27 protein-coding genes and 1 pseudogene are annotated in these 25579 nt (G+C 64.3%); 21 read left to right on the forward strand and 7 right to left on the reverse strand.

Annotated elements, in window-relative coordinates:
* Positions 1-150: 150 nt before the first annotated feature.
* The 3 genes from tsaB to sucC all read right to left on the reverse strand — a co-directional run bounded on the left by tsaB (position 151) and on the right by sucC (position 3477).
* Entirely contained in the window at positions 151-861 is a 711-nt protein-coding gene (gene tsaB / locus D9R12_RS11455) for a tRNA (adenosine(37)-N6)-threonylcarbamoyltransferase complex dimerization subunit type 1 TsaB (RefSeq protein WP_122230583.1), read from the reverse strand.
* A 451-nt stretch (positions 862-1312) separates the two neighbouring features.
* A complete protein-coding gene (gene sucD, locus D9R12_RS11460) occupies positions 1313-2185 on the reverse strand; it encodes a succinate--CoA ligase subunit alpha (RefSeq protein ID WP_122230585.1) in 873 nt (290 codons plus the stop codon).
* A gap of 122 nt (positions 2186-2307) precedes the next feature.
* Complete coding sequence (sucC, locus tag D9R12_RS11465; RefSeq protein ID WP_122230587.1) at positions 2308-3477, reverse strand: ADP-forming succinate--CoA ligase subunit beta; 1170 nt, start codon at positions 3475-3477, stop codon at positions 2308-2310.
* A 183-nt stretch (positions 3478-3660) separates the two neighbouring features.
* On the opposite strand from sucC, the gene D9R12_RS11470 reads away from it, so the two are divergent.
* From D9R12_RS11470 to D9R12_RS11500, 7 genes and pseudogenes are all read left to right on the forward strand, one after another.
* Positions 3661-5292 carry a sensor histidine kinase gene (locus D9R12_RS11470; RefSeq protein WP_122230589.1) on the forward strand — a complete coding sequence of 544 codons (1632 nt, stop codon included), beginning with the start codon at positions 3661-3663 and terminating at the stop codon, positions 5290-5292.
* Positions 5293-5484: 192 nt separating this feature from the next.
* Complete coding sequence (locus D9R12_RS11475; RefSeq protein WP_122230666.1) at positions 5485-6930, forward strand: sigma-54-dependent transcriptional regulator; 1446 nt, start codon at positions 5485-5487, stop codon at positions 6928-6930.
* A gap of 116 nt (positions 6931-7046) precedes the next feature.
* On the forward strand, positions 7047-7223 hold the full coding sequence (locus D9R12_RS11480; protein ID WP_122230590.1) for a YhfG family protein: 177 nt from the start codon (positions 7047-7049) through the stop codon (positions 7221-7223).
* Between the two features lie 290 nt (positions 7224-7513).
* A pseudogene (locus D9R12_RS16275) lies at positions 7514-7699 on the forward strand (helix-turn-helix domain-containing protein); the annotation flags it as partial.
* Between the two features lie 341 nt (positions 7700-8040).
* Complete coding sequence (locus D9R12_RS11490; RefSeq protein WP_122230594.1) at positions 8041-8430, forward strand: type II toxin-antitoxin system RelE/ParE family toxin; 390 nt, start codon at positions 8041-8043, stop codon at positions 8428-8430.
* Positions 8408-8725, forward strand: a complete 318-nt coding sequence (locus D9R12_RS11495) for a helix-turn-helix domain-containing protein (RefSeq protein ID WP_122230596.1) — start codon at positions 8408-8410, stop codon at positions 8723-8725. The genes D9R12_RS11490 and D9R12_RS11495 overlap by 23 nt, the downstream gene beginning before the upstream one ends.
* A 342-nt stretch (positions 8726-9067) precedes the next feature.
* Entirely contained in the window at positions 9068-9277 is a 210-nt protein-coding gene (locus tag D9R12_RS11500) for an antitoxin (RefSeq protein ID WP_122230598.1), read from the forward strand.
* 179 nt (positions 9278-9456) lie between these two features.
* Here D9R12_RS11500 and D9R12_RS11505 read toward each other — a convergent pair whose 3' ends face one another.
* Entirely contained in the window at positions 9457-9867 is a 411-nt protein-coding gene (locus D9R12_RS11505; protein WP_122230600.1) for a type II toxin-antitoxin system VapC family toxin, read from the reverse strand.
* A complete protein-coding gene (locus D9R12_RS11510; RefSeq protein ID WP_122230602.1) occupies positions 9864-10118 on the reverse strand; it encodes a type II toxin-antitoxin system Phd/YefM family antitoxin in 255 nt (84 codons plus the stop codon). The genes D9R12_RS11505 and D9R12_RS11510 overlap by 4 nt, the downstream gene beginning before the upstream one ends.
* Positions 10119-10529: 411 nt before the next feature.
* Between D9R12_RS11510 and D9R12_RS11515 the strand changes: the two genes are divergently transcribed.
* The 11 genes from D9R12_RS11515 to D9R12_RS11560 all read left to right on the forward strand — a co-directional run bounded on the left by D9R12_RS11515 (position 10530) and on the right by D9R12_RS11560 (position 19218).
* A complete protein-coding gene (locus tag D9R12_RS11515) occupies positions 10530-10862 on the forward strand; it encodes a type II toxin-antitoxin system RelB/DinJ family antitoxin (RefSeq protein WP_244671814.1) in 333 nt (110 codons plus the stop codon).
* Positions 10849-11136, forward strand: a complete 288-nt coding sequence (locus D9R12_RS11520) for a type II toxin-antitoxin system RelE/ParE family toxin (protein WP_122230604.1) — start codon at positions 10849-10851, stop codon at positions 11134-11136. Before D9R12_RS11515 ends, D9R12_RS11520 begins: the two co-directional genes overlap by 14 nt.
* Positions 11137-11552: 416 nt before the next feature.
* Positions 11553-11738 carry a type II toxin-antitoxin system mRNA interferase toxin, RelE/StbE family gene (locus D9R12_RS16280; protein ID WP_122230606.1) on the forward strand — a complete coding sequence of 62 codons (186 nt, stop codon included), beginning with the start codon at positions 11553-11555 and terminating at the stop codon, positions 11736-11738.
* Position 11739: 1 nt separating this feature from the next.
* Positions 11740-11994, forward strand: coding sequence for a helix-turn-helix domain-containing protein (locus tag D9R12_RS11530; protein WP_122230608.1), 255 nt, complete (start codon positions 11740-11742; stop codon positions 11992-11994).
* 543 nt (positions 11995-12537) lie between these two features.
* The gene (locus D9R12_RS11535; RefSeq protein ID WP_210538824.1) at positions 12538-12957 is read left to right on the forward strand and encodes a pilin; all 420 of its coding nucleotides are present in this window, start codon (positions 12538-12540) and stop codon (positions 12955-12957) included.
* A gap of 72 nt (positions 12958-13029) precedes the next feature.
* Positions 13030-14955 (forward strand): hypothetical protein, encoded by a 1926-nt coding sequence (locus D9R12_RS11540; RefSeq protein WP_211327656.1) that lies wholly within the window; start codon positions 13030-13032, stop codon positions 14953-14955.
* A gap of 8 nt (positions 14956-14963) precedes the next feature.
* Positions 14964-15410 carry a GtrA family protein gene (locus D9R12_RS11545; RefSeq protein ID WP_170159242.1) on the forward strand — a complete coding sequence of 149 codons (447 nt, stop codon included), beginning with the start codon at positions 14964-14966 and terminating at the stop codon, positions 15408-15410.
* The gene (locus D9R12_RS11550) at positions 15410-16942 is read left to right on the forward strand and encodes an NAD(P)/FAD-dependent oxidoreductase (protein WP_122230614.1); all 1533 of its coding nucleotides are present in this window, start codon (positions 15410-15412) and stop codon (positions 16940-16942) included. Before D9R12_RS11545 ends, D9R12_RS11550 begins: the two co-directional genes overlap by 1 nt.
* A complete protein-coding gene (locus tag D9R12_RS15600) occupies positions 16943-18439 on the forward strand; it encodes a hypothetical protein (protein WP_147475081.1) in 1497 nt (498 codons plus the stop codon).
* Positions 18440-18739: 300 nt separating this feature from the next.
* Entirely contained in the window at positions 18740-18943 is a 204-nt protein-coding gene (locus D9R12_RS11555) for a type II toxin-antitoxin system VapB family antitoxin (RefSeq protein ID WP_122230616.1), read from the forward strand.
* A complete protein-coding gene (locus D9R12_RS11560; protein WP_122230618.1) occupies positions 18943-19218 on the forward strand; it encodes a type II toxin-antitoxin system VapC family toxin in 276 nt (91 codons plus the stop codon). Before D9R12_RS11555 ends, D9R12_RS11560 begins: the two co-directional genes overlap by 1 nt.
* Before the next feature lie 786 nt (positions 19219-20004).
* Here D9R12_RS11560 and D9R12_RS11565 read toward each other — a convergent pair.
* Positions 20005-20250, reverse strand: a complete 246-nt coding sequence (locus tag D9R12_RS11565; RefSeq protein ID WP_122230620.1) for an AbrB/MazE/SpoVT family DNA-binding domain-containing protein — start codon at positions 20248-20250, stop codon at positions 20005-20007.
* Positions 20251-20644: 394 nt separating this feature from the next.
* Between D9R12_RS11565 and pilB the strand changes: the two genes are divergently transcribed.
* On the forward strand, positions 20645-22372 hold the full coding sequence (gene pilB / locus D9R12_RS11570) for a type IV-A pilus assembly ATPase PilB (protein WP_122230622.1): 1728 nt from the start codon (positions 20645-20647) through the stop codon (positions 22370-22372).
* Positions 22373-22509: 137 nt separating this feature from the next.
* Here the strand turns inward: pilB and mntA are convergent, their stop codons facing one another.
* Positions 22510-22899 (reverse strand): type VII toxin-antitoxin system MntA family adenylyltransferase antitoxin, encoded by a 390-nt coding sequence (gene mntA / locus D9R12_RS11575; protein ID WP_122230624.1) that lies wholly within the window; start codon positions 22897-22899, stop codon positions 22510-22512.
* A 292-nt stretch (positions 22900-23191) separates the two neighbouring features.
* Here mntA and D9R12_RS11580 point away from each other — a divergent pair, with 292 nt between their 5' ends.
* A complete protein-coding gene (locus D9R12_RS11580; protein ID WP_122230625.1) occupies positions 23192-24454 on the forward strand; it encodes a type II secretion system F family protein in 1263 nt (420 codons plus the stop codon).
* Positions 24455-24457: 3 nt separating this feature from the next.
* On the forward strand, positions 24458-25321 hold the full coding sequence (locus tag D9R12_RS11585) for a prepilin peptidase (protein ID WP_122230631.1): 864 nt from the start codon (positions 24458-24460) through the stop codon (positions 25319-25321).
* Positions 25322-25579 lie beyond the last annotated feature (258 nt).

Here is a 25579-nt window from a genome sequence, read left to right on the forward strand (position 1 = left end):
CCGCCCCTTCTCCCCCGCCCGCGGGGGAGAAGATGCCCGCAGGGCAGATGAGGGGGGCTCTTAGCTTGAGCACAGGCCCGACCAGCCAGCCCCGGCCGTCGAACGCCATCGTCAGCATGGCCCCTTCGTCCCGGCGCCAAGAAGGCAGTCCTAAGAGGTGCCCTTCGCCGCCCGCGCCGCCCGCTGTTCCTCCAGGGTCAGGGCCACGTTGTTGCGCAGGTAGGCCGGTTCGGCCGACTCCGGCGCCGGACGCTCGCCGCGCGCGTAGGCCTGCAGCGCCAGCACGGCGACATCGGCCGCATGCGGCAGGGCCGCGGCATCGATCCTCGCCAGCTGCGGCGACAGGCGCGCGGCGAGCACGCCTTCGGCCGCACCGAAGCCGGTGCCGACGGCCTGCCAACCTGCACGCGCATCGGCCAGCCGGACCGCATCGGGCGCGCCGACGGTTTGGTCTGTCAGCGCGACCAGCGCAGCGCCTTCGCGTCTGAAACAGGCCGCATACACCTCGCCCATGCGCGCATCGATGGCCGCCACGATCCGCTCGGCATCGGCCGGGGCGCGCAGCGCCAGCGCCTGCAGGGTCGAGACAGCAAGCAACGGACGATCCAGCGCCAGCGCCAGGCCCTGCCCCAGCGCGATTGCCAGGCGCACGCCGGTGAACGCCCCCGGTCCACGCCCGACGGCAATGGCATCGAGCTGCGACTTGGCCACCCCCGCCTGGTCCAGCAGCGCCTGCGCCCACGGCAGCGCCAGCTCGGCATGCCGGCGCGGCGCGATCTCGAAGCGCTCGATCAGATGGCCATCGACATGCAGGGCGACCGAACAGGCTTCGGTGGAGGTTTCGAACGCGAGCAGGCGCATGGGGTGGCGACGGAAGGAAAACAGCAGATATTTTGCGCCTTCCACGGGAGGCGCCGGTGACCCCGCGGTCTGCTGCACTTCGACGAGCAAAAAAAGTCCCGCTCGCCCCTCAGTCGCGCCCCGCCCCGCAAACGGCGCAGAGGGGGCGGAGTAACCCATCCGGGAACAGCCTTGCCCCTTCTCCCCCGCCTGCGGGGGAGAAGATGCCCATCGGGCAGATGAGGGGGCGCTTTTCGCGTGAAGGCAGGCGCCGCGCAGCGGCCCTGGACGTCGCCGGCAGGGCCGCCCAGTCACTCGCCGCGACTTCGAGCTCTCTCCCGCGAGCGGGCAGAGGGATTCGAAACGCGCGTCGAAGACCGGCGCCAATCCGGCCACTTCCACCCCGCCACAACGACAACGGGCCGCCCGCAGGCGACCCGTATCGAACCACCACCAAAGGCGGCGTACGGCTTTACTTCACCAGCGCCGCGATGGCCGCGCCCAGGTCGCCGGGCGAGCGGACGGTCTTGACCCCGGCCGCTTCCATGGCCGCGAACTTGCCGGCGGCCGTGCCCGAACCACCCGAGGCGATCGCACCGGCGTGGCCCATGCGCTTGCCCGCAGGCGCCGAGGCGCCGGCGATGAAGCCGACCACTGGCTTCTTGACGTGGGCCTTGATGTACTCGGCGCCGGCTTCCTCGGCGTCGCCGCCGATCTCGCCGACCATGATGATGCCCTCGGTCTGCGGGTCCTCGTTGAACAGCTTGAGGCAGTCGACGAAGTTCAGGCCGTTGATCGGGTCGCCGCCGATGCCGATCACGGTGGACTGGCCCAGGCCGGCGGCGGTGGTCTGCTTGACCGCTTCGTAGGTCAGCGTGCCCGAGCGCGAGACGATGCCGATCTTGCCCTTCTGATGGATGTGGCCGGGCATGATCCCGATCTTGCACTCGCCCGGGGTGATCACGCCGGGGCAGTTGGGCCCGATCAGGACCACGTCCGGATGCGACTTGAGCACGTTCTTGACGCGCAGCATGTCCAGCACCGGGATGCCCTCGGTGATGCAGACGATGACCTTGATGCCGGTCGCGGCCGCTTCCAGGATCGCGTCGGCGGCAAACGGCGGCGGCACGTAGATCACCGAGGCATTGGCGCCGGTGGCCTGGACCGCTTCACGCACGGTGTTGAACACCGGCAGTTCGATGTGGGTGGTGCCGCCCTTGCCGGGCGTGACGCCGCCGACGACCTGGGTGCCGTACTCCACCATCTGGGTGGCATGGAAGGTGCCCTGCTGGCCGGTGAAGCCCTGGACGATGACCTTGGTGTTCTTGTTGATCAGAACGGACATGGAGAATCCTTGATGCGTAGGGCGGGTCTTGACCCGCCTGATGTAGGGCGGGTCTTGACCCGCCTGACGAAGTGCCCAGTTACCGATGCGCGCGTGATGGCGGGTCGAGACCCGCCCTACGTTCACGCGGCCTGCTTGACCGCGGCCACAGCCTTCCTGGCACCGTCGTTGATGTCGTCGGCCGCGGTGATGGCCAGGCCCGATTCGGCCAGCAGCTTCTTGCCGGCTTCCACGTTGGTGCCTTCCAGGCGCACGATCACCGGGACCTTGACGTCCACTTCCTTGACCGCGGCGATGATGCCCTCGGCAATCATGTCGCAGCGGACGATGCCGCCGAAGATGTTGACGAAGATCGCCTTGACCTTGTCCGAGGACAGGATCAGCTTGAACGCCTCGGTCACCCGCTCCTTGGTGGCGCCGCCGCCCACGTCCAGGAAGTTGGCCGGCGCACCGCCGTTGAGCGCGATCACGTCCATGGTGGCCATCGCCAGGCCGGCGCCGTTGACCATGCAGCCGATGTTGCCGTCCATGGTCACGTAGTTCAGGTCGTACTGGCTGGCCAGCACCTCGGTCTCGTCTTCCTGGGTCTTGTCGCGCATGGCGGCCAGATCCTTGTGCCGGAAGGTGGCGTTGTCGTCGCTGTTGACCTTGCCGTCCAGCGCGTACAGGTTGCCGTCGGCCAGGATCGCCAGCGGGTTGAGTTCGACCAGGGCCAGATCCTTGTCGTTGAACAGCCTGTACAGCCCGCCCATGATCGCGGCCAGCTGGTTGGCCTGTTTGGCAGTCAGGCCCAGCTTGAAGGCGATCTCGCGGCCCTGATAAGGCTGCAGGCCTTCGACGAAGTCCACGTTGAGGGTCTGGATCTTGTCCGGGGTCTCGGCCGCGACCTGCTCGATGTCCACCCCGCCTTCGGAGGAGGCGATGTAGGTGATCGAACGGGTGCCGCGGTCCACCAGCACCGACAGGTACAGCTCCTTGGCGATGTCCCCGGCCTCGGTCACCAGGACCAGGCTGATCGGCAGGGCCACGCCGGCGGACTGGTAGGTTTCCATTTTGGTGCCGAGCATCCTGGCGGCGGCGGCCTTGACCTCCTCGGTGGTCTTGCAGAACTTCACCCCGCCGGCCTTGCCGCGACCGCCGGCGTGGATCTGCGCCTTCACCATCCACGGGCCTGCGCCCAGCGCCTTGGCCGCTTCGACCGCTTCATCCGGCGTGGACGCGGTGCGTCCGGCCGGCACCGGGATGCCGTATTCGGCAAACAGCTGTTTTGCCTGATATTCGTGGAAATTCATGCGTCACCGTATTGATAAGGTCAGTACGCATCGTGCGCCGCCGCGCGTCCCGCAATCGGGGACAGCCAGGCGCCGATGGGCCGGGCATTGTCGCCCAAGCGCGTGTTGCGACGCAAAAGCGTCGGTTTCGCCCGGCGCCTCTATACTCCGGTTCGTTCCATCCAGTGGAAGGATTGCCCCAACTTGAGCACCGGGCCCGCAAAGCCGCCTGCCCTGGCCTTGGCCCTGGCCTCGGCGCCACGTCGCGAGCTGTATTCCCTGGCCCTGTACCGCGTGCTGGAAGCCGGGATCCTGGCCGGCCTGCTGTTCAGCCCGCTCTCGGACATGCTGGGTGCCAGCGGCAACCAGTCGCCGGTGCTGGCCACCTGGGTGACCGTGTTCTACCTGGTCTTCTCGCTGGCGATGCTGATCCTGGGCCGCAACGAGAAGTCCCTGCTGCCGATCGTCATGATCGGCGCCTGCGCCGACATCGCGGTGGCCAGCCTGATCACCTACGCCCTGCCCGAAGCGGCCCCCGGGGTGGCCATGCTGTTGCTGTTCAACGTGGCTGCGGCCTGCTCGCTGCTGCCGCTGCGCTGGGGCATCGGCGTGGCCGTGGCCGCCACGGTCGCGCATTTTGCCGAATACCTGGTCGCGCTGTTGGGCACCAATCCAGACCGTCCGCTGGCCGAAGTGGTGATGTTCTGCATCAGCTACCTGGCCGTGGGCCTGCTGGCGGTGCAGATCGGCCTGCGCGCCCGGCGCAGCCAGCAGCTGGCCGACGACCGCGGCCTCGAGGTTGCCAACCTGGTCGAAGTCAACGAACTGATCATCCGCCGCATGCGCACCGGGGTGCTGGTGGTCGACCTGGAAGGGCGGATCAGGCTGGCCAACGAGGCGGCCACCGGCCTGCTGGGCAGTGCCACCGAACACCCCGACTCGGACACCGGCACCCTGCTCCAGAACGTCGCCCCGGAGCTGGCCCGGCGCCTGCAGCGCTGGCGCAATGGCTGGCAGAACGAGGAAGCGCCGCTGGCCCTGGCGCCGGACCAGCCCGACATCCAGCCCCGCTTCGCCCGCCTGCTGGCCGGCAGCGAGCTGTCGCTGGTGTTCCTGGACGATGCCACCGTGGTCTCGCGTCGTGCCGAATCGCTGACCCTGGCCGCGCTGGGCCGGTTCTCGGCCAGCCTGGCCCACGAGATCCGCAATCCGCTGGCCGCGATCAACTACGCGGTCCAGCTGCTGGAGGAATCGCGCGAGTTCAACGCCAGCGACCGGCACCTTTTGGGCATCATCCACCAGCAGTGCCAACGCACCAACGGCATCGTCGAAAGCGTGCTGGGCCTGGCCCGGCGCGAACGTGCCATCCCCGAGCACACCGATCTGAATGCCTTCGCGCAGGACTTCGTCTACGAGTACCAGCAGTCGATGTCGATCGAGACCGACAGCCTGGAGGCGGTCACCGGCAACCGCCCGGTCAGCGCCCTGGTCGACCCGCGCCACCTGCACCAGGTGCTCACCGTGCTGGTCCACAACGCCCTGAATTACGGGCGCATGCCCGGCGAACCGGCGCGGATCCGGCTGCGCGTGTTCCAACTGGACCAGCGCGCGATGATCGACGTGCTCGACCGCGGTCCGGGCATCCCGGCGGCGGTGGCCGCGCAGCTGTTCCGGCCGTTCTTCACCACCTCCGAGCATGGCACCGGGCTGGGCCTGTACATCGCCCGCGAGCTGTGCCGGGCCAACCAGGCCACCCTGGAACATGTCGCCGTGCCCGGTGGCGGCAGCTGCTTCCGCATCTCCATGCCCGGCCCCAACACCCTGCTGTCGGCGTAGGGCGGGTCTCGACCCGCCATCACGGTGCATCTGGCCGGTCATGGGCTGTCGGCGTAGGGCGGGTCTTGACCCGCCATCACGGTGCACTGGCGGTTATGGGCGGCGGGTCAAGACCCGCCCTACAGCCGCCGCGAATCTCCCCCTTGGGCACATCCAGCAGGTAGACTGCGTCGCACGCAACGCGAGACCATGATGAGCGACCCCCGTAGCGCCCTGATCGTCGATGACGAACGCGACATCCGAGAGCTGCTGACCCTGACCCTGGGTCGCATGGGCCTTCGGATCGACACCGCCGCCAATGTCGGCGAAGCCCGCGAGCTGCTGGCCCGCAACCCCTACGACCTGTGCTTCACCGACATGCGCCTGCCCGACGGCAATGGCATCGAGCTGGTCGAGGAGATCTCGCGCAATTTCCCCCGTACGCCGGTGGCCATGATCACCGCCTTCGGCAATGTCGAACTGGCGGTGGAGGCGCTCAAGGCCGGCGCCTTCGACTTCGTCAGCAAGCCGGTGGACATCAACGTGCTGCGCGGCCTGGTCCGCCACGCGCTGGAGCTCAACAACAGCGAGCGCCCCGCGCCTGCGCCCGCCCCGGCCCAGCACGCCATGCGCCTGCTCGGCGACTCGCCGGCCATGGCCGAGCTGCGCCAGACCATCGCCAAGGTCGCCCGCAGCCAGGCCCCGGTCTACATCCTGGGCGAGTCGGGCGTGGGCAAGGAGCTGGTTGCCCGCACCATCCATGAGCAGGGCGGCCGCGCGGCCGGTCCCTTCATCCCGGTCAACTGCGGCGCGATCCCGGCCGAGCTGATGGAAAGCGAGTTCTTCGGCCACAAGAAGGGCAGCTTCACCGGCGCCCATGCCGACAAGCAGGGCCTGTTCCAGGCGGCCAGCGGCGGCACCCTGTTCCTGGACGAGGTGGCCGAGCTGCCGCTGCCGATGCAGGTCAAGCTGCTGCGCGCCATCCAGGAAAAAGCCGTGCGCCCGGTCGGCGCCTCCGGCGAGACCCAGGTGGACGTGCGGATCCTGTCGGCCACCCACAACGACCTGGGCGAACTGGCCCAGGACGGCCGCTTCCGCCACGACCTGTACTACCGCATCAATGTCATCGAGCTGCGCGTGCCGCCGCTGCGCGAACGCACCGGCGACCTGCCGCTGCTGACCGGCGCCATCCTCACCCGCCTGGCCGGCCACCAGCAGCGCAGCGCGCCGCACCTGACCGCTGCCGCGCTGGAGGCCCTGGCCCGCTATCCCTTCCCCGGCAACGTGCGCGAGCTGGAAAACATCCTGGAGCGGGCCATGGCCATGGCCGACGGCGAGGCCATCGACGCCGGCGACCTGCGCCTGCCCCAGGCCGAACGCCGCGCCCCAGCGCCACTGGCCGCCCTGCCGCCCGCGCAGGACCACGACCCGTTCCGCCCGAACCCCGCCCCGTTCGGCAGCCCGCCCCCGGCCAACGGCGCCCCGGCCGGCAACGGCGATGCCGAGGGCCCGCTGCCCTCCTACATCGAACAGATGGAACGCGCCGCCATCCACAAGGCCCTGGAAGACAACCGCTGGAACAAGACCAAGGCCGCCGCCCAGCTGGGCATCACCTTCCGCGCCCTGCGCTACAAGCTCAAGAAGCTCGGCATCGAGTAGCCGTCCTTGCGCGATGGCCCATCGGCCTTTGAAACAAGAACGCTGGACGACCCCGGCGGAGCACACCCGCAAACAACGCAGCTACAATCCACGCGTCCCATGCAGCAGGTCACCCCATGAAGCGCCCCACGCTCGACATCATCCTTCGCTACTATCATCAGAACCGCCGGGCGAATTTCGCGGCCAGCCAGCGCCTGGAAGGCATCGAGATCGCAGCACCCATCGCCGACAAGGCCAATACGCTTCCCAACGCAGCCGAATTGAAGAAAAAGTACGCTGTCACGCGCCGATGAGCGACAAGTACGGCGCCGAAGACGACCCGGCCTGCTATCCAGGGACGACCGTACTGCGCAATCTTCTGGACATCCGCGATCCAGACCAGCTTCAACAGGCCGAAGCGGAATTTGCCGCCGCCGCTGCCGATACCATCGAAATCGGAGTCGGCCCATTCGACCTGGACTATCTGCGCCAGCTTCACCGAAATCTGTTCGGGGAGGTCTATCCGTGGGCAGGCCAATTGCGCCAAGTGGATATCTCCAAAGGATCGCAAGTTGCGTTGCTGCAGTCCACTGCGACTACACCGGATTACAGGCAATCTTCCGCCGCGCCCTGGTCGAGCTATAAGCAACGCCCACGGCCAGAGCGACCCATCGCCGCCATCCACAAGGCCCTGGAAGACAACCGCTGGAACAAGACCAAGGCCGCCGCCCAGCTGGGCATCACCTTCCGCGCCCTGCGCTACAAGCTCAAGAAGCTGGGCATCGAGTAATCGCCCCGTCCATGCGTCTGCGGTGGCCAAAAACAGGCCGCACAAACACCCCCGTAGGAGCGCACCGCAGGGGCGCGAGAGGCTTTACCGGTAAAGCCCATCGCGCCCCTGCGGTGCGCTCCTACACCCCAAGCGTAGGGCGGGTCTCGACCCGCCGCCCAGGCCGGACGGAAATGCATCCCCGGCCGATCCCCGCCGCCCCTTCCACGCCCCCCCCCGCACGGCCGCCGATGTCTTCGCGCGCGCGCGGGCGACCACGCCATCAAGGCATTTTCCGCTTGCTCTTCCGCCCCTCCCATGTCACGCTAAGTGTGACATGGCCTTGGTCCAGGGATGGCCGCATGAAAGTCTTCAAGAACGGTTGGTTCGAGCGATTCGCCCGCAAGCAACGGATTACGAACCGGGCGATGCTGGATGCCATCGACCGCGCCGAACGCGGGCGCATCGACGCCGACCTGGGCGGCGGCGTCATCAAGCAGCGCCTGGCAAGGCCGGGGCAAGGCAAGTCGGGCGGCTTTCGCACCATCGTCCTGTACCGCACGAGCGAACGCGCGTTCTTCGTCTATGGCTTCGCCAAGAGCGACCGTGCCGACATCGACGCTGACGAAGCAGCGATGTTCAAGAAGGCGGCGACCCATGTGCTTGGATTGTCAGATGCCCAACTGGCGGAGTTGATCGCCAAGGGCCAGTTCTCGGAGGTCAAAAGAAATGGTGAAGAAATATCGGAGTGAAGCCTTCGCCGCCATCCATGAAACGATGGAGGCGCTGCACGAGGCAGGCGCAGTGGACAAGCAGACCATGCGCGAATTCGACGAGGGGTGCCTGGCCCCCGTGCAACCCATGCCACCGGAACGCATCCGCGCCCTGCGCGAGCGCGAACACCTGTCACAGCCGGTTTTTGCCCGCTACATGAATGTCAGCAAAAATGTGGTTTCGGATTGGGAGCGCGGCGTCAAAAGGCCAGGTGGCCCGGCGCTGCGTCTGCTCACCGTGGTCGAGAAGAACGGCATCCAGGCCATCGCCTGAAAAGAACAAGAGCGAAACCGTAGGGCGGGTCTCGACGCGCCACTCGGATCTCGACCCGCCACCCACGCCGGACGGAAACGCGTCCCCGGCCGATCCCCACCACCCCTTCCACGCCCACATCCGCCACGGGAACGTGAGATATCCCCCATTGATATCGTAGGGCGGGTCTCGACCCGCCGCTCGTCTCGACCCGCCGCTCGTCTCGACCCGCCGCCCCGGTCTCGACCCGCCGCTCGTCTCGACCCGCCGCTCCGGTCTCGACCCGCCGCTCGTCTCGACCCGCCGCTCCGGCCCCACGCATAGGTATGCTCAACACACAACGCCATCAACCAGGCCACCACCATGACCACCACCGCCAAGCTGTTCACGCTGGGCAAGGCGCAAGCCGTCCGCATTCCCGCACGCTACCGCCTGCAAGCCGATGAAGTGGAGATCACCGAACAGGACGGCGCACTGATCCTGCGCCCACTCCCCCGCACGGCCGCCGACGTCTTCGCGCGCGCACGGGCGATCGCGCGCGGGGCTTTCGACGACTGGCAGCGCTCCCCGTAGGAGCGCACCACAAGGGCGCGAAAGGCCTCACCGACCAACCCACAGCCCCACGATCCCCACCCCCACCGCGCAACAACACCAATCACCACGTAGGGCGGGTCTCGACCCGCCGCTCAGGCTTCACCGGTCAAGCCCATCACACCCCAAGCCGCATAAACGCCGATCACCACGCAGGACGCTCAGACAACCCGGACCGGATGGTTCGCGTATTGCCCGATCGCAGCATCGTCGGTGAGCAGGACGATCCCCTCGACCGTGGCCTGGGCGATCTGGATCCGGTCAAACGGATCTGCGTGGTGCCCCGCCAGGCCACCGACCGCCGCGGCGTGCTCGCTGCTGATGGGCAGTTCCAGGTAACCGTTGTCCAGCAGCGCCCGCCGCAGCACGTTGGCATCCACGTTGAAATCCGGTTTTCCCAGCGCCGACTTTATGCAAACCTCCCAGATCGCGGCGGCACTGAAGAAAAGCGTGTTGTCCAGGTCCTCGATGACCGCGATCGCTTCCACCGTGAGGCCCGCACGGGACTTGCGGCTGCTTGTCTGGCCCACCGCAGCCCAGAGCAGCAGATGCGTATCGACCAGATATTTCATGGATCGCCGCCAAACATGGCCTCGATGTCCCCGGCTCCGATCTCATTGAACCTTTCCTGCGAGGGGATCCTGAAACCGGCCCCGCCCAGGAACCCGATCCGCCTTGTCGGCTTCGGCTCGGGTGCATCGAAGGGGACCACCTTGGCCACCGGCTTGCCCGCCTTGGCGATGACAAAGGCCGTCCCTTGCGAGGCCTGGGCGATCAGCGCGGAAAAATGCGTCTTGGCGTAATGGATGTTGAAGCTTTTCATGGCGACCGATCATGACTAAGTCCATTAACCTTAGTCCACCTGGACCGCCAGCGCAACCCAGCCGCCAGCACCGCGCACCCCCGTAGGAGCGGCGCCCCCGTCGCGATCGCCCCAGATGCGACGCGGCGGGGACGCCCCTTCTCCCCCGCGTGCGGGGGAGAAGATGCCGTAGGGCGGGTCTCGACCCGCCGCTCGACCCCGCCCGACCCGCCGCTCGACCCACCGTCCGATGTGAACCTCCCTCGCCCCTTCTCCCCCGCGTGCGGGGGATTGAAGATGCCCGCAGGGCAGATGAGGGGGGCTTTTGGCTTGCGGGCGGGGACCGCCCTGCCCGCCGCGAGGGCAGATGCAAGACCGGCCACCAACCCCAGCCTCCAGGCGACTTGACCGTATCTCTCATGAGATACATGATTGATCGAATCCAAGGATTTCGAGGAAACCCCTATGGCCGCCCGCACTTCGATGCTCCATGTCCGCATTGACGATCAACTCAAGACGCAGGCCACCGAGGCCTTGGCCAAGGTCGGCCTGACGGTGTCCGATGCGGTGCGCATCCTGCTCACGCGCGTGACCAGGGAAGGTGGCCTGCCCGCAGGCCTGGCCGTCGACCCGCAGGCGCACGATGCCTGGTTCCGCGCCAGGGTGCAGGAGGCTTTGATCGATCCCCGCCCTCCCGTTCCGCACCCGCAGGTCATGGACGAAGCCCAGGCCCTGATCGACAAAAAGCGTCGTGCCCGTTCTTGAATGGCGCCAAGGCGCACGCCTGGACCTCTTGACGATCATCGACTACATCTCCGACGACAACCCTGACGCGGCGCAACGACTGAAAGACGAGGTGGAAACCAAGGCTGCCACCTTGCCGCAGCACCCCCGGCTATATCGCGCCGGCCGCGTACCCGGCACGCGCGAGATGGTGGTGGGTTCGAACTACATCCTCGTCTATGCCGAGGATGCCCGCGCCGTGACCGTCCTGCGTGTATTGCACGCCGCCCAACAGTGGCCGCCGGCCTCGGGATGAGCTGCGGTCTGTAGCCCGCCGCGTCAGACCAATTGTCCCTTCTCCCCCGCGTGCGGCGGAGAAGATGCGTAGGGCGGGTCTCGACCCGCCGCTCCCTCGCCCATTCTCCCCGCCCGCGGGGGAGAAGATGCCCGCACAGCCGCCCCCTGGCCGCCGATCACCCTCGTCGAGCGCGATCCAGCACCCCGTAGGAGCGGCGCCCCGCCGCGATCGCCCCCACGGCACGCGCCCACACCCTCGCAATCTGACGCGGAACGCGGCGGACCAGCGCGGCAAGACCATCGGTCAACTGATCGACGAAAGCCTCGAGTCCTACGGCATCAAGTCCCGCCAGGACGCCCGTGCACTGGTGCGCAGCGTCCGCAAGCACGCCAACCGAGATCCTTAAGCGCTACGAAAAGTGGAAAGACATTGCCATGCTTTCCGGGCCGCAAGGGCTCCGCGCCATCAAGGGTTTCCGGGACCAGGCACGCTCTGGCGACTGGAAAGGCTTTAGGTCATCCCGGCTAAACGAGCAATGGCGGGTCATCTACTCCGTAGAGGCTGACGTCATGATCGTCCAAGTCGTAGGTGTCACATCCCATGACTATCGGAAACGCTGATATGCGCAAGCTCATTCCCGCCAAAAAGCGCATCGATGTCACTCCTGGTGAGTCGGTGCGGATCATCCGTGCGTTGCAAGGCCTTAGCCAGACTCAACTCTCTGCCCTGTGCGGCCTTCCCCAGCCCACCATCTCCAGCATCGAGAATGGCCGCGTCAACTTGGGCGTGGAGCGGGCCAAGGTGCTGGGCACTGCTCTCCACTGCCATCCGGCTGTCCTGGTGTTCCCTGGCTGGCAACTCGGGTCTGCCGCCTGACAGTTCAACCCGAACTGGCCTGGCCAGTCGGCTGACTGCAAATGGACACAGCCGCGCGCCTTGTCGCAGGAGGACTGCGGGACACGGCGCCGCTCCCCAGATGCAACGCCCCTTCTCCCCCGCGTGCGGGGGAGAAGATGCCCGCAGGGCAGATGAGGGGGGCTTTTGGCTTGAAGGCAGGCCACAGCCGCCCCCTGGCCGCCGACTGCCGTCGTCAAGCCCGATCCACCATCCCCGCAGGCGCGGCGCCCCCGCCGCGATCGCCCACAATGCCCGCCTCACACTCTGACGCGCCGCGTCACCTTGTGACCCATCCGGTCAACAACGCGCCACACGTCCCCGCCCTCCAGGGCGGACAGATGCAGCTGAATGCATCCCCAGCGGCGGCGCGTGGGCCGCCGCTGGCTTGGCACGATTCATGCTGCGGACACCCCGCACGTGGGGCGTCCACGGCACCCACGGTCCGCGTCAGTCCGGGGGACACGGGGAGACGGTGTCCCCTTGCAACTCCATCCAGCCAATCCATCTTTAAGGAACAACTTCATGAAGAAGAACATGCAGGGCGGCTTCACCCTCATCGAACTGATGATCGTGGTCGCCATCATCGCCATTTTGGCGGCCATTGCGTTGCCGGCATATAGCGACTACACCAAGAAGGCCAAGGTGTCCGAGGTGTTGCTCTCGGCCTCTTCGCTGCGCACCGCCGTGTCCGAATATGCAGCTTCTAACAATTCGCTGCCGCCTAGCAGTTACAGTGGCTTTGAGAGTCAGTCTTCCAAGTTCGTTTCCAGCGTAGGTTGGAATGGCAGCGTGATTACCGCCACCGCGCAGAGCATTGGTGCCGGCGTAGACGGCTCGACCATTACGCTAAGCGCCACGTTGAACGCCTCGACCGGTGCGGTGGACTGGACCTGCGCCGGGTCAATTCCGCAGAAGTACCGCCCTGGTAGCTGCAAGGGCTGAGTGCCTGCTATCCCTACGGGATATGCGCGGTTTCGTATTCGAACAAACCCCGCCCCAGCGGGGTTTGCTTTTATGGATCTTCCCTTGGCGTCGCCCCCTCTCCGTTTGCAGCGCTGGACCTTCTGGCTGTTCGCACTGGCCGTTCTCCTGTACCTGCGTCCCTACACCGGCATCCGCCACGATGCGCCGCTGTACTTGGTCCAGGCGCTCTATCTACTGCATCCAGACATCTACGCACATGACATCTTCTTCGTCGCGGGCAGCCAGGGCGACTACACGCTGTTCCCTCGCCTCATCGCGCTGCTGATTGCGCATTTCAGTCCCGGGGAAGTATTCCTGTGGCTGACGCTGCTGGGACGCGTGCTGTTCTATGCCGCAAGCTGGATATTGCTGCGCGCGCTCTTGCCAAATCGCTGGCGGATGCCGGCGCTGTTGGCGCTGCTGGCCATGCCCACGCGCTACGGCGCATATGGCATCTTCAGCTACGCCGAACCATTCCTGACTTCCCGACCGTATGCCGAAGCGCTCACCTTGGTGGCAATCGGTTGCACGGTGCGGGGGCGCCTGCTGCTGGCCGCACTTGCCCTGCTCGTTGCGGGCATGCTGCATCCATTGCAGGCGCTGGCAGGCGCCATCTTCGCCTGGTGCTGGCTGGTCCGTTCAGATCGGCGCTGGCTGTGGTGCCTGCTGGCGCTGCTACCGGTGTGCGGCCTGGCGCTGCTGGGAATCAAGCCGTTTGGACAGTTGTTTCAGCACATCGACAACGATTGGCTGGAATTAATATCCACTTACAGCAGCCATATTTTCCTGAGCAACTGGCGACCCACCGACTGGTGCATTGCGCTGACGGATTTCTACCTTCTGTATTCTGTAGCAATCCGTTCGGACATAGATTGGGCTGTGGGGCGGATGGCAAAGAGCGCCATGCTGGCGATGGTGCTCGGCCTGGGGATCACGTTGTTGCTGGCTGACACGCTGAAGCTGGTGTTGCCGACCGGCCTGCAACTCTGGCGCGTGCTGTGGTGTACGCATTGGACGGCTATCGCCAGCTTGCCCTGGCTGCTGGGGCGCGCCTGGAAGAACGACGGCCGCATGTCCGCGCTGCTGCTCGGGGCCACGGCCGTACTCGGAGCCAGCCTGCCAGGCTCCGAAGCCACCTTGCTGGCAACAGTGACTATCCTGCTGCATATCGTCTGGAGATACTGGGGAGGGAGCGTGCGCCCCTCGTTGCGCAAGGTGATCGCGGCGGCGGTGATGGCAATCATGGTCGTCAGTTTCCTGCGTTACGCGATGTCGAGCTGGATGGTCTTCAACATGTATGGCGGTGTACTTTCTCGGGTCAGGCAGGACGTGGTGCTGTTGTCTCATCCACTGCTGCTGGGGGTGGTTGCGTTATGCCTGTGGTGCGTACATAAGCGTGCCGGGCGACTGGGCGCGGCGGTGCTTTTCTGCGTTGGTGTGCTGGCAGTGGCCGGATCGGTCTCGGCCTGGGATTCGCGCAGCCCATGGACGCGCACCTTCGAACGGTATGCGGATGAAGCCGACGTGTTCGGCGCCTCCATTCCCGAAAAAGCACAGGTCTATTGGTATTCGGCGGAGAAACTTCCGCTAGGCGCATGGCTGACGCTCAACCGTGCCAGTTATTTCAGCATATACCAGATGTCCGGGCAAATGTTCCACCGAGAAACCTCCATCATGGGAATCAAGCGCCATTTGCAAATTATCCCGGCGGAAAAGGCCATCCAGGAATGCGAGTGGAAACAAACCAAGGCCAAGCCCGAAGCGTGCGAGGTCGGAAAGAGTGAATTGGCCCATCTGTGCACGCCCTACGGCGATCTTGCGCCACCGGACTACTTTGTAATGCCCATCAGACAGTCTCGCGCAGTGAATGGCCAATGGCAGGTGCACGATGCCGCCAGCGGCAAACTTCAGACGACGCTGTATCTATACCGTTGTTCCGATTGGGAAAAGAGAAAGCGAGGGGATGACGCATCATGATTTCAAGCGTGACCCAATCGATCCGGCGTTCCCCGTCGCTGTGGGCGATGTTGTGGCGACTAGCGAACGCACAGCTCCTGCGCTACTTGGCTGCCTCGCTGCTGGCGCTGGCGTTGGATCTCAGCCTGTTCTCGCTCGGGTTGCGGGTATTCAGCTGGCCTTGGTGGCTGTCGGCGACGATCAGTTTCGCAGGAGGTGCTGTTCTGGCCTACCTGTGCAGCATCACATGGGTTTTCGGCGAACGCCGCCTGGAGCGCCGCGGCGCCGTGGAATTCACCAGTTTCGTGGCCATCGGCGTGGCGGGACTGGCGCTGACGCAGGCTGCCTTGTTCGTCGGGATTGAAGTACTGCACCATGTCCCCGAGCATGTCCGCCTGATGGCTTCGATCGTCACATTTCTGTTCAATTACCTATTGCGGTCGATCTTGCTATTCAAAAGGAAGCATGTCGCATGATGAACATCATCATCATTGGCGCAGGACCCGCCGGGCTCACCGCAGCCCTCGAACTGCAGGCCACCGGAATCAAGAACATCATCGTGCTGGAAGCCGCTGCGCAGGTCGGCGGCATATCGCGCACCGTCAACCACAATGGCAACCGCATCGACATTGGCGGCCACCGTTTCTTCTCCAAGTCGGACTGGGTAATGGCGTGGTGGCAGGACCTGCTTCCAGTCGCCGCGCCAAGCGGGGACGAACCGCGCGAGCTGCGTTACCAAGGTGGACGCCGTGCCGACCTGCCTGCCTGTGACGCCACCGTGGCAGACAAGCAGGTGATGTTGCTGCGCAACCGCCAGTCGCGCATCTACTTCAACAAGCGCTTCTTCGATTACCCGCTGAAGATCAACCTGGACAACCTGCTCAAGCTGGGCCCGTGGAAAAGCTTCACCTTCGGCCTCAGCTACATGCGGGCACGCCTGCATCCCATCCGACCGGAGACCTCCCTGCGCGATTTCATGGTCAACCGGTTCGGCTGGCGGCTGTATCGTCAGTTCTTCAAGGAATACACCGAAAAGGTATGGGGGGCGCCGTGCGCAGAAATCAGTGCTGCCTGGGGCGCCCAGCGCGTCAAGAGCCTTTCGATTACCAAGGCGATCTCGCATGCGTTTCGTAACGCGATCGGCAGGAACGCACAGCAATCTGAGCAAACCTCACTGATCGAAAGCTTCCTTTATCCCAAATACGGTCCTGGACAGATGTGGGAAGCAGCGGCGCAACGTTTCACGGAGAAGGGTGGGACCTTGCTGATGCAGTGCCGGGTTGACCGCATCGACATCGAAGATGGAAAGGTCCGCTCGATAGGGTATCTGGATGCTCACGCCAAACGACACGAGATTGCTTGCACCCACCTGATTTCAACAATGTCCATCAAGGATCTGGTGGCGGCCTGTGCCGATGCCTGGCCTGCGCACATTCGCGACATCGCGCTGGGACTGTCGTATCGGGATTTCATCACCGTGGGCCTGCTATATCCCAAGAGAGCGATCAGGAGGCAGTTGGATGACAACTGGATTTATATCCAGGAGCCAGGCGTCAACGTCGGCAGGGTGCAGGTGTTCAACAACTGGAGCCCCTACATGGTGGCAGACCCGGACACGGTATGGCTGGGGCTGGAATTCTTCTGCCGCGAAGGTGACCCCCTTTGGAACCTGGCGGACGCCGAACTACAGGCGCTGGCACATCGAGAAATGGTCGAGATAGGCTTGGTCGAAGCCGAAAAGCCCGCCGACGCCGTGGTCATCCGCGTTCCGAAAGCTTATCCGGGCTATTTCGGCGAGGCCTACAAGTCCTTTGATGCTCTGCAGCGCGCGCTGGACGCTGTCGAGAACCTGTTCCTTATCGGCAGGAACGGCATGCACCGCTACAACAACCAAGATCATTCGATGCTGACCGCGAAGGAAGCGGCCCGACAAATCGCGGCCAACGAGATAGACAAGGCTGCGATCTGGGCGATCAACGTGGACGACGAGTATCATGAGGAAAAGTAATTGAACGGTTCGCAGCCACGGAATCATCGTGGTGATAATCAAGCACTGCTCGACTCAATCACCCTGTTGTACTTGGCGGTTCCGGCCCTCCTATTCAGCACATGGCTTAAACCAATATTCGCTATTCCAGTCGCGCTCCTTTATTGCTACGGGGCATGGCAGACTCTTGGAAATATGAGATGGTCCTGCGGCAAAACATCTAAATTAGGGCTGGCCGCGCTCTTTGTAGTCGCCATGGTCTGGACATCCTTGAGTGGGATTGGCCATTGGTTCTATGCAAACTCTGATTGGATTTTTAGAGACGCGTTGTTACGGGACCTAACATTCACCGCTTGGCCCCCTGCATACCCATCGGCCAGCGCGTCCCCACTTATTTTGCGCGCGCCTGTTGGATACTATCTGCCGGCCGCATTGATAGGGTCAATATGCGGACTAAAGACAGCTGAAGTAGCACTTTATTTATGGACGTCGTTGGGTTTTTTTCTTGTCCTGTGCGGGGCAATATCGTTATTTGAAAAAACGGCCCAAAGAGTTTTAGCTGTACTCCTCATGCTTGGATTTGGAGGACTTGATTTTTTGGGCTATGCGTTAATCCATGCATCCCTTCCGGGCCTCGGACAGCACATAGAGTGGTGGGCAGCATTTGCCCAATATTCGTCAAACTCGACCTTGTTTTTTTGGGTGCCGAACTACGCAATACCCGCTTGGCTATGTACGCTCATTATTCTTCGACACTGGCGCAGCCCACAGCTTGCCAAACTGACTCCTTTGCTGGGAAGCAGCATTTTAATTTGGTCCCCTTTCGCCGCGCTTGGTACAGCTCCATTCTTCCTTGTCGGCATTAATTGGAAAAATGACATAAGGGCGGTTATTTCCCCAAAAACTGCTCTTCCAATTGCGCTTCTAACGTTGGTGTGCCTTCGCTATCTGACAATGGGTTCCACCCATATCCCAGGAGGCTGGATATTTCCAGATGACGGCAGAAACATTCGCCCATTGAGCACACTCTACCTAGCTTTTTGCCTTCTCGAATTTGGTCTGCTGGCGATTGTTCTCTGGCGGCTAAAAGTGTTCGATATCAGGATCAGTATATCCGTAATTATATTGGCTTTACTTCCACTCTACAAATTCGGCTACGGCAACGATATTGTCATGCGGGCCTCTATTCCTGCGTTAATGATCCTCGCTCTTTCGGCGGTCATGCCGCTTTGCAGGCCGGGCCCCAGAAACTGGAAACTGGCTCTCGCTGGAATTCTATCGATTGGACTGCTGGGTTCCATACAGGAGCCAGTTCGAGCTTTAACTTCACCAAGATGGCGCCCAAGTGATATCACGCTGCTTGAAGCGTGGACGAGATACTTAGGTATACCCGAGCCATCTACCTATGTTACACATCTTGAACAGGCAGATATGAGGATGATCCTCCACAGGCCGGCAGCGGTTCCACTAGCGGACGGGGAGTTATCGCCCGTCGGGCCGGCCCTTAGGCCGAAATAGGACCACAGGGCGGGTCCCGACCGTCAAGCCGGCCGAAGGAATCCCTCTTTGGCACCTTTTCGACGCCGATTATTTCCTGCCCTATGTCGAGCGGATCCTCACGAGACAGGGCGGGCATGGATAGGTGATCGTCGTCTTATGGCCCGTGCACGCGCGTGTGCCGGCGCCCGGGGTGGCGGGTTGTGCGGTGGCGGGTCGAGACCCGCCCTACGTTTGTCGTTTCCGCCGTCGTCCCGGGGCCGGATGCGAAGATGTGGAATATGATGTGATACTTCATCAAATATGATTCGGGGCCCTGCCATGCGCACCACGATCACCATTGAAGACGCGCTGTACGAGAAGGCCTTGGAAATGGCCGATCCGGAGATGGACAAGGCCGATTTGTTCCGCGAGGCCATCCGCACCTTCGTCCGCATTCAGGCGGCGAAGCGGCTGGCTGCGCTTGGTGGCAAGGCTCCGGACATGGCCGGCATCCCGCGGCGCCGCCAGAAGTCTTCGCGCTGATGGACGTACTGGTCGATACCTTGGTCTGGGTCGATCACTTCCGCCACCACAACGCGGCACTGGTCAGCCTGATGTCCCAGGACAAGGTCCTGATCCATCCATTTGTGCTGACAGAACTTGCCTGCGGCACGCCGCCGGCACCACGCAAACGCACCTTGGCTGACTTGGCCTTGTTACGCATGGCGCGCCAAGACGTAGGGCGGGTCTTGACCCGCCGCTTTTGGCCCGCCGGGACGGCGTCGATTCATGCATGTGCGTGGGCGGATGCATGGTGATGGCGGGTCGAGACCCGCCCTACATCCATGCATGTGCGTGGGCGGATGCATGGCAATGGCGGGTCGAGACCCGCCCTACATCCATGCATGTGGGTGGGGGGAGGCATGGTGATGGCGGGTCGAGACCCGCCCTACGGTTTCTCGCAAACCGTGCTTCGGCGGGAACCGGTAATCCCGGCGGCACGCTGGGCGATTTCACGCTTGCTCTGCCGCAACAATGCGATTTCGGATGGTGTCAGCATCCTTGGTGCGGGCGAGGTACCGAGCCTCTGATTCAGTAAGCGCGTCGAAGGCGTGAGCGAATCGCTCCTTCCACCATTTTTCGAGATCTGCGCCATGGGAATTCCTCAGGTGGTCCAGCGTTTTCGCGGTGAGCGCAAGGCGCGCCGAGTAGTCCTTCCCCGTCAGGACGACGGCTGCCAGGACCGTAGGGCGGGTCTTGACCCGCCGCTCTCGACCGCCAAGACGCCGTCGATTCATGCATGTGCGTGCATGCGTGGGCGGATGCATGGCAATGGCGGGTCGAGACCCGCCCTACGTGCTGTCCGAAGCTTAAAGCATTGCCGGGGGTTGGCCGGCCTGGACCTCATCCAGGAGCAAGAGGGCGGCCGGCGCGCTGTCAGGCCAATTGCACGATCTGGTTGAGCACCGCCAGGACGTAGGGCGGGTCTTGACCCGCCGCTCTCGACCCGCCAAGACGCAATGGCGGGTCGAGACCCGCCCTACGGTTGCAATCGATCCAGATGACCTCCTGGCGACCGGGCACCCAGGGCGCCAGCGGCTTCTTCACCACCGCTCCGCCCCCACGCGCTCGCTCACCAGCGCCTGGCCCCCATGCCGGTCAGGGTTGAACCGTGCCAGCCGCTGCTCCAGGGTCAAAGGCGTTTCCTGCACGCGCTCGATCACGACCCGTTCGCCCTCCACGCTCACCCGCACGCGCTGGTCAGCGCGCAGGCCGGCGGCCCGGGCCACCGCTGCGGGCAGGCGCACCCCCAGGCTGTTGCCCTGATACTTGAGAAAGGTGTCGGTCATTGTCGCCTCGTCTTTGCCTGAACATGCCAATGTATAGGAACGTAGGGCGGGTCTTGACCCGCCGCTCTCGGCTCGCCGGGACGCCGTCGATTCATGCATGTGCGTGGGCGGATGCATGGCAATGGCGGGTCGAGACCCGCCCTACATCCATGCATGTGTGGGGGGATGCATGGCGATGGCGGGTCGAGACCCGCCCTACGTCCATGCATGTGCGTGGGCGGAGGCATGGCAATGGCGGGTCGAGACCCGCCCTACGTTCCGCCTTCGATCGACGCATGCGTGGGCGGATGCATGGCAATGGCGGGTCGAGACCCGCCCTACGTGCTCGAGCCGCCTGCCACGGCCATGGCATGGCATTTGCGGTAACCTTTTGGCCATTTCCCTGGGAAGCCGCATGAACGCCCAACCTGCCCCCAACCTGGTCGGCATCACCGGCATCGCCCGCCGTCTGGTCATGGATGGCGCCCTGGAAGAGGGCGCCGCCCGCACCGCCATGGCCGAAGCCACCGGGGCCAAGGTGCCGCTGGCGCAATGGATCCAGGAAAAGAAGCTGGTCACCGCGGCCAACCTGGCCGCGGCCAATGCCATCGAGTTCGGCATCCCGCTGATGGACGTGTCGGCCTTCGATCCGGCCCAGAACGCGCTCAAGCTGGTCAGCGAGGAGCTGTTGCAGAAGCACCAGGTGCTGCCGCTGTTCAAGCGCGGCAACAAGCTCTACGTGGGGGTGTCCGACCCCACCAGGATGCAGGCGCTGGACGAGATCAAGTTCCACACCAACCTGGTGGTCGAACCGATCCTGATCGCCGACGACCAGCTCAGGCGCACGCTGGAGGCCTGGCATAACGCCTCCGATACGCTGGGCGGGCTCGGCGGAGACGAAGAAGGCCTGGACAACCTCGATACCAGCGGCGGCGAGGATGAGGTCACCGGCGACACCGGCGTGGACGCCAAGGGCGATGACACGCCCGTGGTCAAGTTCATCAACAAGGTGCTGGTGGATGCGATCCGCCGCGGCGCCTCGGACATCCACTTCGAACCCTACGAGACCGACTACCGCGTGCGCCTGCGCATCGACGGCATCCTCAAGCAGGTCGCCAAGGCGCCGCAGAAGCTCAACCAGCGCATCGCCGCGCGCCTGAAGGTGATGGCGCAGCTGGACATTGCCGAAAAGCGCGTGCCGCAGGACGGTCGCATCAAGCTGAATCTGTCCAAGACCCGGCAGATCGACTTCCGCGTCAGCACCCTGCCCACCCTGTTTGGCGAAAAGGTGGTGCTGCGCATCCTGGATGCCAGCGCGGCCAAGCTGGGCATCGACAAGCTGGGCTACGAGCCGGACCAGCAGAAGCTGTTCCTGGATGCCATCCACAAACCCTATGGCATGGTCCTGGTCACCGGCCCCACCGGCTCGGGCAAGACCGTGTCGCTGTATACCGCGCTGGGCATCCTCAACGATGAGACGCGCAACATCTCCACCGCCGAGGACCCGGTGGAAATCCGCCTGCCCGGGGTCAACCAGGTGCAGCAGAACACCAAGCGCGGCATGACCTTCGCCGCGGCCCTGCGCAGCTTCTTGCGCCAGGACCCGGACATCATCATGGTCGGCGAAATCCGCGACCTGGAAACGGCCGAGATTGCCATCAAGGCCGCCCAGACCGGGCACATGGTGCTCTCCACCCTGCACACCAACGATGCCCCGCAGACCATCGCCCGCCTGATGAACATGGGCATCGCCCCGTACAACATCACCAGCTCGGTCACCCTGGTCATCGCCCAGCGCCTGGCCCGGCGCCTGTGCCCGCGCTGCAAGCGGCCGCACCAGCTGCCCGCCCATGCCCTGCTGGCCGAAGGCTTCAGCCAGGCCGACCTGGACGGGGCCTTCACCCTGTACGAGGCAGTCGGCTGCGACGAGTGCACCGAAGGCTACAAGGGCCGCGTGGGCATCTACCAGGTCATGCCCATGACCGATGAAATCAGCGCCATCGTGCTGGCCGGCGGCGGCGCGATCCAGATCGCCGAAGCCGCCGAGCGCTCGGGCGTCCGCGACCTGCGCCAGTCCGCGCTGTGGAAGGCCAAGCAGGGCCTGACCAGCCTGGCCGAGATCAACCGCGTCACCAAGGATTGACCCGGCAGTGCCGTCGTAGGAGCGCACCGCAGGGGCGCGAGAGGCCTTACCGGTAAAGCCCCATCGCGCCCCTGCGGTGCGCTCCTACAAACACCCTGACCCAGAACGCCGCAGGGAATCCAGCTTGCGCTCGACGATCAGCCTATCCATGCCCGTCTTCTCTCCTGCAGCATCCGCTCGACGTACGGCAGGAAATCCTCGGCATCGAAGAGGTGCCGGCGAATCAGCTCGGCCCGCTCGGCATCGCTGCCGACCACACGCCGGCCATGCTTCAGGATCTGGCCCAGCAGCGGCTCGCCCACCGTCCTCAGGTCGATCAGATCCACCGCACGTCCCGTGGCCGCGGCCAGCGCCTGGATCAATCCGATCCTTGCCGCCGCGTCCAGCGGCCGTCCGGCATCCACCGCAATATCCAGGTCGCTGTCGGCCCGTGCCATCCCCGAGGCGACCGAACCAAACACCAGGGCCTGGCGGATGCCTGGCTGGCGTTCGAGGACATCTCGCACCTGTGAAAGCGTCGTGGACATGCCAGTCCGGAAGAGAAAGGATCATCAGCAAGATAGCTCCTTTCCAGCCCGTTTTTGTAGGAGCGCACCGCAGGGGCGCGATGGGGCCTTACCGGTAAAGCCCCCATCGCGCCCCTGCGGTGCGCTCCTACGAGAAGGGCGGTGCGTCGGCGGGGTCAGGGGTGTTCGTAGGGGAACGGGGTGGCGGATTGCCAGCGCAATCTGACAGTTGCACGTTTTTTTGCTGGCCGAACCGGCTACCATGCGGGCTGAGCTACCCGGCGTGGGGATGCCGGCAACTGGGGAACCAACAATGGCCGTAACCCGTTCCGCCGCCCGGAAATCCGTCCCGGTCGCGCGCAGCACCAGGCAGCTGGTGATGTTTGTCTGGGAAGGCACCGACAAGCGCGGCACCAAGATGAAGGGCGAGCAGGAGGCGCGCAATGCCAATATGCTGCGCGCCGAGCTGCGCAGCAAGGGCATTACGCCCACGGTGCTCAAGCCCAAGCCCAAGCCCTTGTTTGGTGCCGCCGGCAAGCCGATCAAACCCGCCGATATCGCCTTCTTCAGCCGCCAGATGGCGACCATGATGAAATCCGGCGTGCCGATCGTGACCTCGCTGGAGATCATCGGCGAGGGCCACAAGAACCCGCGCATGAAGAAGATGATCGGTGCGATCCGCACCGACATCGAAGGCGGCTCGTCCCTGTCCGAAGCGATCAGCAAGTTCCCGGTCCAGTTCGACGAGCTGTATCGCAACCTGGTGCGCGCCGGTGAAGGCGCCGGTGTGCTGGAGACGGTGCTGGACACCATCGCGAACTACAAGGAAAGCACCGAAGCCCTGAAGGGCAAGATCAAGAAGGCCATGTTCTATCCAGCCATGACGGTGGCGGTCGCGCTGATCGTCAGCGCCATCCTGCTGATCTTCGTGGTACCGAGTTTCGAGACGGTATTCAGGGACTTCGGGGCCGATCTGCCTGCCTTCACCAAGATGATCATCGCCGCCTCCAACTTTGCCACTTCGTACTGGTGGCTGGCAGCCATCGTCTTGGTGGGCGGCGGCATTGCCACGGTCATGGCGTTCAAACGATCGGCCGCGTTCCAGCACCTGGTTGATCGGGTGATCCTCAAGGTTCCGGTGATCGGCCAGATCATGCACAACAGCGCGATCGCCCGGTTCTCGCGCACGCTGGCGGTGACTTTCAAGGCGGGCGTGCCGCTGGTCGAAGCCCTGGATACCATTTCGGGAGCCACCGGCAACACCGTCTACGAGAAGGCCGTCCTGCGCATCCGCGACGATGTCTCGGTGGGTTACCCGGTCAACATGGCCATGAAGCAGGTCAACCTGTTCCCACACATGGTGATCCAGATGACGGCCATCGGCGAGGAGGCCGGCGCCCTGGACACCATGCTGTTCAAGGTCGCCGAATACTACGAACAGGAAGTCAACAACGCCGTCGATGCGCTGAGCAGCCTGATCGAGCCGGCGATCATGGTGATCCTGGGCGTGCTGGTCGGCGGCATGGTGATCGGCATGTACCTGCCGATCTTCAAGCTCGGCGCGGTGGTCGGCTGATCCATGGCATTTCTTGATCAACACCCCGGGCTGGGGTATCCGGTCGTGGGCGCGATTGGGCTGATGGTCGGCAGCTTCCTCAACGTGGTGATCCTGCGCTTGCCGCGCCGGTTGGAGTGGCAGTGGCGGCGCGATGCCACCGAGATCCTGGAGCAGCCGGACCTGTACGATCCGCCGCCGCCGGGGATCGTGGTCGAGCCCTCGCACTGCCCGCACTGCAAGCACAGGCTGTCCTGGTACGAAAACATCCCACTGCTGAGCTGGCTGGCGCTGCGCGGCAAGTGCCGGCACTGCCATGCGCCGATTTCGCTGCAGTACCCGGCGGTGGAACTGCTGGTCTGTCTGCTGGCGCTGGCGTGCGCGTGGCGGTTCGGGTTTGGCTGGCAGGGCTTTGGCGCGGCGGTGCTGAGCTATTTCCTGGTGGCGCTGTCGGGAATCGACCTGCGCACGCACCTGCTGCCCGACAGCCTGACCCTGCCGCTGATGTGGCTGGGGTTGATCGCCAGCCTGGAGCATCTCTATGTGCAGCCAAAGGCGGCGCTGCTGGGGGCGATCGCCGGCTATGTCTCGCTGTGGTCGGTGTGGTGGCTGTTCAAGCAGCTGACCGGCAAGGAAGGCATGGGTCATGGCGACTTCAAGCTGCTGGCGGCCATCGGTGCGTGGACCGGCTTGAACGGGATCCTGCCGACGATCCTGATTTCCTCGCTGCTGGGCGCGATCATCGGCGCGAGCTGGCTGGCCATCAAGGGCCGCGACCGTTCGACCCACATCCCGTTCGGGCCGTATCTGGCCGTTGGCGGGTGGATCGTGTTCTTCTGGGGGGACCAGATCGTGGAAGCCTACATGCGGATGTCGGGGCTGCGCTAGACGCATTGGTAGGAGCACCGCAGGGGCGCGATGGGCTTTCCCGATGAAGCCTCTCGCGCCCCTGCGGTGCGCTTGTGTCTGCGCGAAGGTCTAGAGTTTGGGTGGAGAGCGATGTGCGGCAGGCCGATGGGGCGCAGTGTTGCCAAGCACGTGTAGGAGCCCGGGCCGCCGCACATCGACCTCGTCCCTAGCCCGAACAGTTGAACGAGCTCAAGCTCGAACTTCACAAGCGTGGGCAGGATCGAGGCGGCTCTCTCC

Source organism: Pseudoxanthomonas spadix, assembly GCF_003703395.1.
GTDB lineage: Bacteria > Pseudomonadota > Gammaproteobacteria > Xanthomonadales > Xanthomonadaceae > Pseudoxanthomonas_A > Pseudoxanthomonas_A spadix.